We start from the raw sequence: 10,117 nt of genomic DNA on the forward strand, positions 1-10,117 counted from the left end.
GTTACATCTGTCTGTAATATAAGCATAGCAATTGTCAACTTAATGAGGTGAAGCATGTGGCAAACAGTGAACCGTCTATTAAGTGAGCATTTTGGCAACGCTGAAATTCACGATAAAGAGGAATTGGTAGGCGGAGATATTCACCGTGCCTGGCATATTAAATATGGTGAACAACATATCTTTATCAAATCCAACGTGAAAGAAATGCTGCCAATTTTTAAAGCAGAAGCAGAACAACTGGAATTACTGGCTCGTAGCAAAACAACCCGTGTTCCCGATGTTTATGGTGTAGGCCACGACCGCAACTATAGCTTCCTATTACTGGAACATTTGCCTATAAAACCATTTAACGCGCATAGCGCGTATCTTTTTGGTCAACATCTTGCAAAGCTACATCAATGGAGTGAACAACCTAAATTTGGTTTTGATTTTGATAACATGCTAGCAACCACCATACAACCTAACGGATGGCAAAAGCGCTGGGATCATTTCTATGCCGAAAAACGCATCGGATGGCAGTTGCAACTTGCTGCTGATAAAGGAATAGTATTTGGAAATATTAGCCAAATTGTTCAAATAATCAGTGACAAACTCCGTCACCACCACCCCCAACCCTCTCTCCTGCATGGTGATCTATGGCCTATGAACTGTGCATCGTTGAACGATAGTTGTGCTGTCACTTTTGATCCTGCCTGCTATTGGGGAGATCGCGAATGTGATCTGGCGATGTTGCCACTTTACCCAGATCTTCCTTTACAAATATTTGATGGTTACCAGAGTGTCTGGCCATTGCCTAAAGATTTCCTTGAACGTCAACCTATTTACCAACTTTACCATTTATTAAACAAATGTAATCTTTTCGGCGGAGAGAATTTTATTTTAGTACAAAATATGATTGATAATCTTTTATCTGAATAGACACGGAATAACCTGATTAATATCACATTTAATTACTGATAATTACCCAATTAATCAAAAAAATAAAATTCATTATATTAAAGATATAAATTTATTTTAGACCAAGCGCTGCATAGAGCATCTTTGTGCTGTTATTAGCTATCAATTAATCTCATTACCATCCTAAAATTTTAAATAAGAAGTAAGCAATTGCACCGATAATAATTGGTGATATGTAAAGGATAAAAATCTGGCTGAATAAAGAGTGACGGGGGAACTCAATTTTAGCCGCTAATTGTTCCTTGGTTATTCCACTTTCTTGCGCGTGTTCAAAGATCATTTGATCTTCAATACGTTCTTTGATGAACTTAAATTGACGATACATTCTCAAACCAGACGCACTCATTGCCAATCCCACAAACATCAGAATATATATGACAATAAAACTGGTATTTTCCCCTGTAATCCCAGCAATACGATCAGGTGTTGGAGAATGTTTCCAGAAAAAATCCAAAAATGGTGTATTGAATTTAATCATTTCTGTCATCATCTGAAGAAAATCATTCAATACCGCGTTAACACCACCACTTCCAATACCATCACCTTTAACTCCGTGTTGCCATGCGGCTAGATTAATCATTGAGACAAAAGTCGACAACAGGGAGGGGACAAAAATAATCCAGCCCAAGATTCGCTTAGCGATAGCAACATATCTAGCTTGTTGATACGTCATTACATTCTCCATTGGCATAAATAATTTTATTTTTTACTCAATGATAGCTCATAAAGAACCAACTTTAATCCTATTTATGGAGTCATTATCTTACCTTACTGATGAAATTATCTCTTTCTTTGCTATCACTCATAACGAGATTTAATTTATTGAAATTGTTACAATCAAACCTCTTTAATCACTGTTATCATCGCGGAGAGATTTGAGATGTCATTTTGTTTATCTATAGAAGCCGCCGTTTTTGATATGGATGGTTTACTGATTGATTCTGAACCTTATTGGGAGCAAGGAGAAAAAAGCGTATTCAGTGAATTAGGACTAGATTTAAATTTAGCAAAAAACCTACCTGACACATTGGGATTACGGATAGATCAAGTTGTTGAGCTATGGTATCAAGCATCACCTTGGCAAGGTACTTCCAAAAGTGAAGTTGAGCAACGTATCATCAATTATGTAGTTCAATCAGTTGAAAAAAACCGTCCCTTGCTACCCGGAGTAGAACATGCTTTAAATCTCTGTCGCGAATGTGGGTTAAAAATTGGTCTGGCCTCCGCATCACCCTATGAAATGATCGAAAAAGTGCTCGGATTGTTTAACCTACGACATTACTTCGATGTTATCGTTTCTGCTGCACACTTACCTTACAGCAAACCACATCCCGAGGTTTATTTGTTGGCAGCCAGTCAACTTGGAGTCAACCCAATTAACTGTCTTACGTTAGAAGATTCATTTAACGGTATGATAGCAACCAAAGCGGCAAGAATGCGCTCAATTGTCGTTCCTGCCGCCCACCATTTTGATGATCCCCGTTGGTCACTGGCTGACATCAAACTGAATTCTCTGGAAAAATTAACACTAAAAAATATTACTGAATAGCCACTGCGCTGCCATTCATCAATACTTATTTCTCTGTATATGGCAGCGCAAATATCAGCCTTCCTCTCAACTAACCAAGCCACAGTTTGAAAAATTTTCCTGGTTACCCTCTATCTTCCTCAGGCAAAACCCTCTATACTGCGTCACTGTATGTATAAACAGCAATTAGCATAAATAATTAGTATAAATCGTTATGACAGCAGAAGGACATCTTCTTTTTTCCGTTGCCAGCCTTGTATTGGCTCACCAGCTAGAAATCACTCCAGAAATAGCACAGGGAGACTGGTTACATATGCTTCCCGGCGTACTTCTGGCTTCATTGTTGCCAGATATCGACCATCCAAGCTCAACCTTAGGTAGATTATTTCGCTTTATATCCATTCCAATCGCACGATTATGCGGACATCGTGGGTTTACACATAGTTTATTAGCTCTGCTCGTGGGGGTTACTCTATTCCAAACTGAAATCCCTTCTAATTGGCCCATTCCAACTGACTTTGTCCATGCAATGGTTATCGGTTATATCAGCCACCTTATTGCTGACATGCTTACTCCCGCCGGTATTCCACTATTATGGCCGCTAAGAATACGTTTTTGTTTGCCTATTCTTAGAGGTAAGGAACGTAAAAAAGCAGAACGCTTTATTGCCGTACTGGTAATGGTGATCGCTATTATCCTTCCACAACACATCAATTTCTCATTCGCTCGCTATTTCGACAGCTTACCATTTAACAAAATCCAGTTTGATAAATTACCAATTGATAAGCTACAGAATCTCTACAAATAACTGATCAATATACATATACAACAAATATCGTAACCCCATTTTAAAATGGGGTTACCTGAAAAATATCAACAATTTCTTATTTATCTCCCGTTGCTTTACAAAAAAATTATCTTAAACAAATGATATATAACTGTAATAGTTGTAATTGAACAAAAAACCAATAAGAATACATTAAGATATATAACCAATTAAACTAGCTAGTGAAAAATAATTATATCAAATTCCATTTAATTATAAGAAAGGGAATTCTTATACTGATAGTATTTCATCTTAAGCATTTCATGGTATGTAGACGATAAATTTCAAATTGGAATACAACTTACAAATCTATATTCCAAGCTACATACCGCAACTCGAAATATAAAGAGTATATAAGTTTTGGAGACTAGAGATGAATTTACCACTCATCATCAACGTGCTAGTTTTTGTAGCACTGCTTATTTTATTAGCAAAAACGAGCTCAAATAAATGGAGCTTATCCAAAAAAGTTCTTGTGGCTCTAGTCGTAGGTGTCGTTTTTGGGCTGGCATTAAACATCATTTATGGAACAGATAATCTTACCGTAAAAGAATCGATTAAATGGTTCAATATTGTTGGTAATGGTTATGTACAACTACTACAAATGGTTATCATGCCGTTGGTTTTTGCTTCTATCCTAAGTGCCATTGCCCGTTTACACAAAGCATCTTCCTTAGGAAAGATAAGCTTTTTTACCATTGGTACATTACTGTTCACTACAGCGATTTCCGCTGTGATCGGCATTGTAATTGCCAACTTATTTGGGTTAAGTGCAGCAGGGCTTATTCAGGGCACTCAAGAAACTGCTCGTTTATTAGCAATTGAAAGCAGTTATATTGGCAAAGTTGCAGATATGAGTGTGCCTCAGATCATTCTCTCCTTTATCCCTAAAAATCCCTTTGCTGACCTAACGGGAGCACGCCCTACTTCCATTATTAGCGTGGTAGTTTTTGCGACATTTTTAGGCATTGCTGCGCTACAAATGATTAAAGATGATCAGGAGCGCGGTAAACGAGCTCTCGTTGCTATTGATACTCTGCAAACATGGACAATGAAGCTGGTTAGGTTAGTTATGCGTCTCACTCCATACGGCGTGATGGCTTTAATGACCAAAGTTGTTGCCAGTTCTAATATCCATGATATTACTCAATTGGGTAGTTTTGTTGTTGCTTCTTACATCGCCCTTGGCCTGATGTTTGTAGTACATGGCGGTCTTTTGGCATTTACGGGTATCAATCCTCTGAAATTCTTTAAAAAAGCAGGCCCCGTACTGACATTCGCATTTACCAGCCGTTCAAGCGCCGCAAGTATTCCCCTGAATGTTGAAACACAAACTCGTCGCCTTGGTGTACCTGAGTCTATTGCCAGTTTCTCCGCTTCTTTCGGCGCGACTATTGGGCAAAATGGCTGTGCTGGCATTTATCCAGCTATGTTAGCAGTGATGGTGGCTCCAACCGTAGGTATTAACCCCTTTGATCCAGTGTGGATTGCAACTCTTGTGGGAGTTGTGACTATCAGTTCTGCTGGGGTGGCTGGTGTTGGTGGTGGCGCAACATTTGCAGCATTGATTGTTTTACCTGCCATGGGCCTACCTGTTACCCTAGTGGCACTGCTCATTTCTGTTGAGCCTCTGATAGACATGGGACGTACAGCATTAAATGTTAATGGTGCTATGACAGCAGGTACAATCACTAGTCAATTGATGAAAAAAACCAATAAAAAGGTGTTTGAACAAGACGAAAAAGTGGTATTAGACCAATCTTAATTCAAAATCTGATGAAATAAACCAGAGAAAACACACTGCCACTGACATGCATTTTCTCTGGAGATTAAATAAAGCCGAGAACCATGATGGATCTCGGCTTTGTATCTATATTAGCTATTGGTTATTAGAAACTAATAGCACTACTTTATATATTCACCGCTACGAAGGGCTTCAATGCGCTTATCTAACGGCGGATGAGATAAGAACAACTCACTGAAACTCTTAGCTTTGCCATTAATACAGAATGCCATCATTCTTCCCTCTTCCTGAGGTTCATAACTGGTCTTAAGACGTTGCAATGCTGCAATCATCTTTTCGCGGCCAACCAATTTCGCTGATCCTGCATCTGCATGGAATTCACGGTAACGGGAGAACCACATGGTAATAATACTTGCCAGAATACCAAATACGATTTCCAACACCATGGAAATCACCATGTAAACGATTGGATTACCATTACTGCTGTTTTCACTTTCATCATCGCTGCTGGAAAGGAAACTTGCAGCGGCCTGTGCAATGATACGTGAAATAAAGATAACAAATGTATTCACGATACCCTGCAACAATGTCATCGTCACCATATCACCATTAGCAATATGGCTAATTTCATGTGCAATGACGGCTTCAGCTTCATCACGGCTCATATTATTCAGTAGCCCTGTACTAACAGCAACCAGAGAAGCATTACGACGTGCCCCGGTAGCAAATGCGTTAATATCCAAGGCATCATAGATAGCCACTTGTGGCATAGTAATTCCAACTTGATCCGCCTGACGACGTACAGTTTCCATCAACCAGGCTTCAGTTTCATTGGCAGGTTTTTCAATAACCTGACCACCAACAGAGCGCAAAGCCATCCATTTCGACATTAACAAAGAAATGAATGCACCACCAAAACCAAACAAACCAGCCATAATCATGAGACCAGCAACACTGCTCCGCTGAACTCCTGTAAGTGAAAGTATTATTCCAAACACCACCATGACAGCAAGGTTTGTGAGGAGGAATAAGGCGATTCTCATCATATAAATTTGCTTCCTTTAATTATCAAACAGTTCAACTAAGAGTTAAGCCATAAGATGGGGACAACACCCATATTATTCAAGTTTTTTAAGACGTTAAGCGATAGAAACAACATAACTTTACAATATAATAAAAAAGGCCGACTACCAAGCCGGCCTTTTATCTATAACGAATTTTAAGACTACCTCGTTACAGCCATTTCAGCGGGCTGATGCGCCAAATCCAATGCAATTTTTACAGATTCATCTAAGTAAGGATCTGGCCCTTTATAATCTTTTGGCAAATCATCAAGTGACTTGAGTGTTTTTTTACCTTCTCGTTTAAAGCGTTCATTAAGACGATTTAATTTGATTGTTTCGTATTCCTTGTTTTCTTTCTCTCTTTGAGCATAGTTCAAGGAGTAAACACCCTTACGTTCTTTAATGGCTTTATAGTAAGCAATATCCTGTTTGATATATTTAAATTCAGGATCATTTACAATCCGTTGATTATGCTGCTTAGTCAGTAGCGGCGTTAACTCTGAAATCGCTTTCGAAGAAGTATAATGTGCAGGCTGAATGCTGTCCCAAGGTAACGCATTATCCTCTTGGCTTTCCCCTATTTCAGAAGGTTCTTCCCCTGTCGGCATAATTATATCAGGCGTTACCCCTTTAAGCTGGGTGCTACCACCATTTATTCGATAGAATTTCTGGATCGTGTATTGCACAGAACCAATTTCAGGCCATTCAGGTCGTAACATTTGATCATAAATGCGATTCAAAGGGCGATATTGCTGAACTGTACCTTTACCAAAAGAAGGCTCTCCCACAATTAATCCACGGCCATAATCTTGCATTGCAGCCGCAAAGATTTCAGATGCAGAAGCACTTCTATTGTCAATCAGAACGACCAAAGGACCTTTATAGTATATTGCTTCATCTGTATCTGCCTCTACTTTCACTCTGCCGGTATTGTCTCGAATCTGAACAATGGGGCCAGTAGGAATAAATAAGCCAGATAGCGATACAGCTTCTGTCAATGCCCCACCACCATTACCACGCAAATCAATAACAACCGACGAAACCCCCTGTTTAGTGAGTTTCTGCAACTGCACTTTTACATCGTTAGTCAAGCCGACATAGAAACTTGGTATATCCAGAACACCAACCTTTTCCTTCCCTACCTTTTTCACCGACATCTTAACAGCATTATCTTCAAGGCGGATATTCTCACGAGTCAAGGTAACAATGTGGTTCTTTGCCCCTTTCGTACTTGGGATGATTTCAAGGCGGACTTTACTCCCCTTCGGCCCTTTGATAAGAGCAACGACATCTTCCAAACGCCACCCAACAACATCAACAATTGGTTTGTCTACCTGCCCAACACCAATGATTTTATCTCCAACTTTCAATAAATTGCTTTTAGCCGCGGGACCACCTGCAAGCAATGAACGAATGGAAACATATTCATCGTCATATTGTAAAACAGCACCGATGCCTTCAAGAGATAAGCTCATCTCTGAATTAAACTGTTCTGTATCACGAGGTGAGAGATAACTGGTATGCGGATCTATTTCACGGGCAAAAGCCATCATAATGCTTTGAAAAACATCCTCACTCTTGGTTTGTGTAAGGCGTTTTAATAACGTTCGGTAGCGTTTAGTCAGAGTTTCTTTGATTGCTTTATCGTCTTTGCCAGATAACTTGAGGTTTATCCAATCAAATTTGATTTTGGCATCCCAAAGCCTATCCAACTCTTCAATACTCTTTGGCCATGGTGCTTTGATACGGTCAGTTTCAATGGTGTCATGATCGTTTAAATCAACAGGTTGCTCTAAACGAGCGAGCACATATTGATAGCGTTCAAAACGGCGCTTTTGCATCAGATTAAATAGATCATACGGAAGTTTTAGATCGCCATTTTCAAGCTCTTTTCCTAATTCTCCCTTGTGAACCGCGAATTGCGCGATATCAGATGCTAAAAAAACATTATGTCCATAATCCAGTTGATTCAGGTAACGATCAAAAATTTTTCCTGAAAAATCTGCATCCAGATAAAACTGGCGATAATGAGAACGAAGAAAGCGGGAAACAATCCGCTTACTTACTGTGGGATGCTGTGGTTCCGGTTTTAAAACCGGCAACTGGCTCAGACTGATAACAGCCATATTGTGACTATTAATAACATTGGCGTTAGTAGCGTGACTACCACTCGCGATATTGCCATTAATAGTATCTGCATAACCTATACTAGAAAATGATAGACCTAAAACGAAAGCCAATGTAATGAGTTTGTTCATGCCCAAGTTGGCCTCCGTATCAGAACTTTAAGTGTTCTGCGCGTACAATCATTGCTAAACCAGTAGGTAACTGCACTCTGACACCATCTTTTGCAATTTCAAGCACAGATGCATCCATTAAGCTTTTTCCTACATTGACTTTGATTGTCTGACCAACTTTCAAAGAGGATACGTCAGTGACTGAATTTAACTCAGGCTGTGCAATTTTTTTTATGGTTTTATCTTCTGGTTTACGCGATTGTTGCGGGCGGTTTTGCGAACGCACTGGACGTTTTTCACCATCACCGGATCTCTTTTGACGACGAGGAGCCGGTTTCTTATTCACAGGGCGTTCATTTTTCTTGTCAGATACGTTTTCAGTTTCACGTTTCTTGGCATTCTGTTCAGATCGTTGAGCCTGTACCCGCGCTTTCGCTTCTGCCAGTTGCTGACGCGCATGTTCAATATGTTCAATTTCCAGCTCGCCACACATGTTCCCGTCAAGGTCGACACGCTGGGCTCCTTCTTTTACACCATAGAGATAACGCCAACTGGAAGTATACAAGCGCAAAGCAGAACGGAGCTGTGTTTTACTCAAACACTCCTCGTCCTGAATACGTTCAACGATGTCCTGAAAGATCCCGATCTTCAAAGGACGTGCTTCACCTTCTGCTACAAAGCAAAGCGGGAAGCGCTCAGCCAAGAAAGCAATGACTTCTTTACTACTGTTCAACTTAGGTTGATTTTCCATGAAATTTCCTGATTACAACGGTTTTGCCAACCAGCGCAGGCATGAACAGGCGACATTATAATAGTGTTGCTGATAAATGCCACGTTATACGTATGTTAAGTTACGTTCTGTTGTAGATATTTTGACACAACACATTGTTCCAAATGGTTACAAAGCCTGATAACTAGCGCCTTCAAGCCATTTTCATCATTCTCGTCAAACCGATCAAAAACCGTGCTATCAATATCCAAAACGCCAATAACTTGTCCATTAACTTCTAAAGGAAGTACAATTTCAGCATTACTGGTGGCATCGCAGGCTATATGACCAGGGAAAGCATGCACATCAGAAATACGCTGTATACTCTTATTTGCAACAGCCGTTCCACATACCCCTTTTCCTACCGGAATACGAACGCAAGCGATCTTACCCTGAAATGGCCCTAATACCAGGGTATCATCATCAACTAAATAAAAGCCAACCCAATTAACATTATCCAAACGTTCGTATAACAATGCGCTTGTGTTAGCAAGAGAAGCGATAAGATCGTATTCCCCTGATAGCAGTGCCATCAGACTATCTGCTAACTCTTGATAAAATTTATTCTTATCCATAAGCTCCTACGCAACAGATCAATATTTAACAAAATAAAAACAATAATTTTACATTAAATTTTTACCATGTTTGACAGACTATTTCTAAGCATAATCTGTCACTATGATTTAAATTTTCTTTCAGAATACCGTCTCTTTGCCTAAATTTAAATTTTCTTTAATTATTTTTACCAGTATTCACTTATAAAATTTGGGGACATATCACAGCTTATTTAAAAGATCGCCAGATTTGCACCCAGGATCGTGCCTTTGTTCATATTTTTATGATAAAACACCTTATTGTTACTTTAAGCGGTTATTTTATTTTCATTTACTTATTAGGGCGTGTTGATGTTTTGTGAGGGATTATTAGACAGCATGATGATTTGGTATAATTACTTTCGCCAAAAAACAACCAGACCTCACCATCATGCCGCG

General features: G+C 39.5%; 9 protein-coding genes. 4 read left to right on the forward strand and 5 right to left on the reverse strand.

From position 1 onward, the window contains the following. The first annotated feature begins 54 nt into the window (after positions 1-54). Entirely contained in the window at positions 55-918 is an 864-nt protein-coding gene (locus Xentx_RS06670) for a fructosamine kinase family protein (RefSeq protein WP_074019486.1), read from the forward strand. A gap of 154 nt (positions 919-1,072) precedes the next feature. Here the strand turns inward: Xentx_RS06670 and Xentx_RS06675 are convergent, their stop codons facing one another. Then, complete coding sequence (locus tag Xentx_RS06675; protein ID WP_074019487.1) at positions 1,073-1,630, reverse strand: YniB family protein; 558 nt, start codon at positions 1,628-1,630, stop codon at positions 1,073-1,075. Positions 1,631-1,837: 207 nt separating this feature from the next. Here Xentx_RS06675 and hxpB point away from each other — a divergent pair, with 207 nt between their 5' ends. From hxpB to Xentx_RS06690, 3 genes are all read left to right on the forward strand, one after another. Continuing rightward, complete coding sequence (gene hxpB, locus Xentx_RS06680; RefSeq protein WP_074019488.1) at positions 1,838-2,506, forward strand: hexitol phosphatase HxpB; 669 nt, start codon at positions 1,838-1,840, stop codon at positions 2,504-2,506. A gap of 193 nt (positions 2,507-2,699) precedes the next feature. Beyond that, positions 2,700-3,293 carry a metal-dependent hydrolase gene (locus Xentx_RS06685; protein WP_074019489.1) on the forward strand — a complete coding sequence of 198 codons (594 nt, stop codon included), beginning with the start codon at positions 2,700-2,702 and terminating at the stop codon, positions 3,291-3,293. 391 nt (positions 3,294-3,684) lie between these two features. Then, positions 3,685-5,076 carry an L-cystine transporter gene (locus Xentx_RS06690; RefSeq protein ID WP_074019490.1) on the forward strand — a complete coding sequence of 464 codons (1,392 nt, stop codon included), beginning with the start codon at positions 3,685-3,687 and terminating at the stop codon, positions 5,074-5,076. Between the two features lie 140 nt (positions 5,077-5,216). Here the strand turns inward: Xentx_RS06690 and htpX are convergent, their stop codons facing one another. The 4 genes from htpX to Xentx_RS06710 all read right to left on the reverse strand — a co-directional run bounded on the left by htpX (position 5,217) and on the right by Xentx_RS06710 (position 9,700). Then, a complete protein-coding gene (gene htpX / locus Xentx_RS06695) occupies positions 5,217-6,101 on the reverse strand; it encodes a protease HtpX (protein ID WP_074019491.1) in 885 nt (294 codons plus the stop codon). Positions 6,102-6,280: 179 nt separating this feature from the next. Then, a complete protein-coding gene (gene prc / locus Xentx_RS06700; protein ID WP_074019492.1) occupies positions 6,281-8,377 on the reverse strand; it encodes a carboxy terminal-processing peptidase in 2,097 nt (698 codons plus the stop codon). Between the two features lie 19 nt (positions 8,378-8,396). After that, a complete protein-coding gene (gene proQ / locus Xentx_RS06705; protein ID WP_074019493.1) occupies positions 8,397-9,107 on the reverse strand; it encodes an RNA chaperone ProQ in 711 nt (236 codons plus the stop codon). 95 nt (positions 9,108-9,202) lie between these two features. Next, positions 9,203-9,700, reverse strand: coding sequence for a GAF domain-containing protein (locus Xentx_RS06710; RefSeq protein ID WP_074019494.1), 498 nt, complete (start codon positions 9,698-9,700; stop codon positions 9,203-9,205). Positions 9,701-10,117: the final 417 nt, after the last annotated feature.

Origin of the sequence: Xenorhabdus thuongxuanensis, from assembly GCF_001908095.1 — a bacterium.
GTDB lineage: Bacteria > Pseudomonadota > Gammaproteobacteria > Enterobacterales > Enterobacteriaceae > Xenorhabdus > Xenorhabdus thuongxuanensis.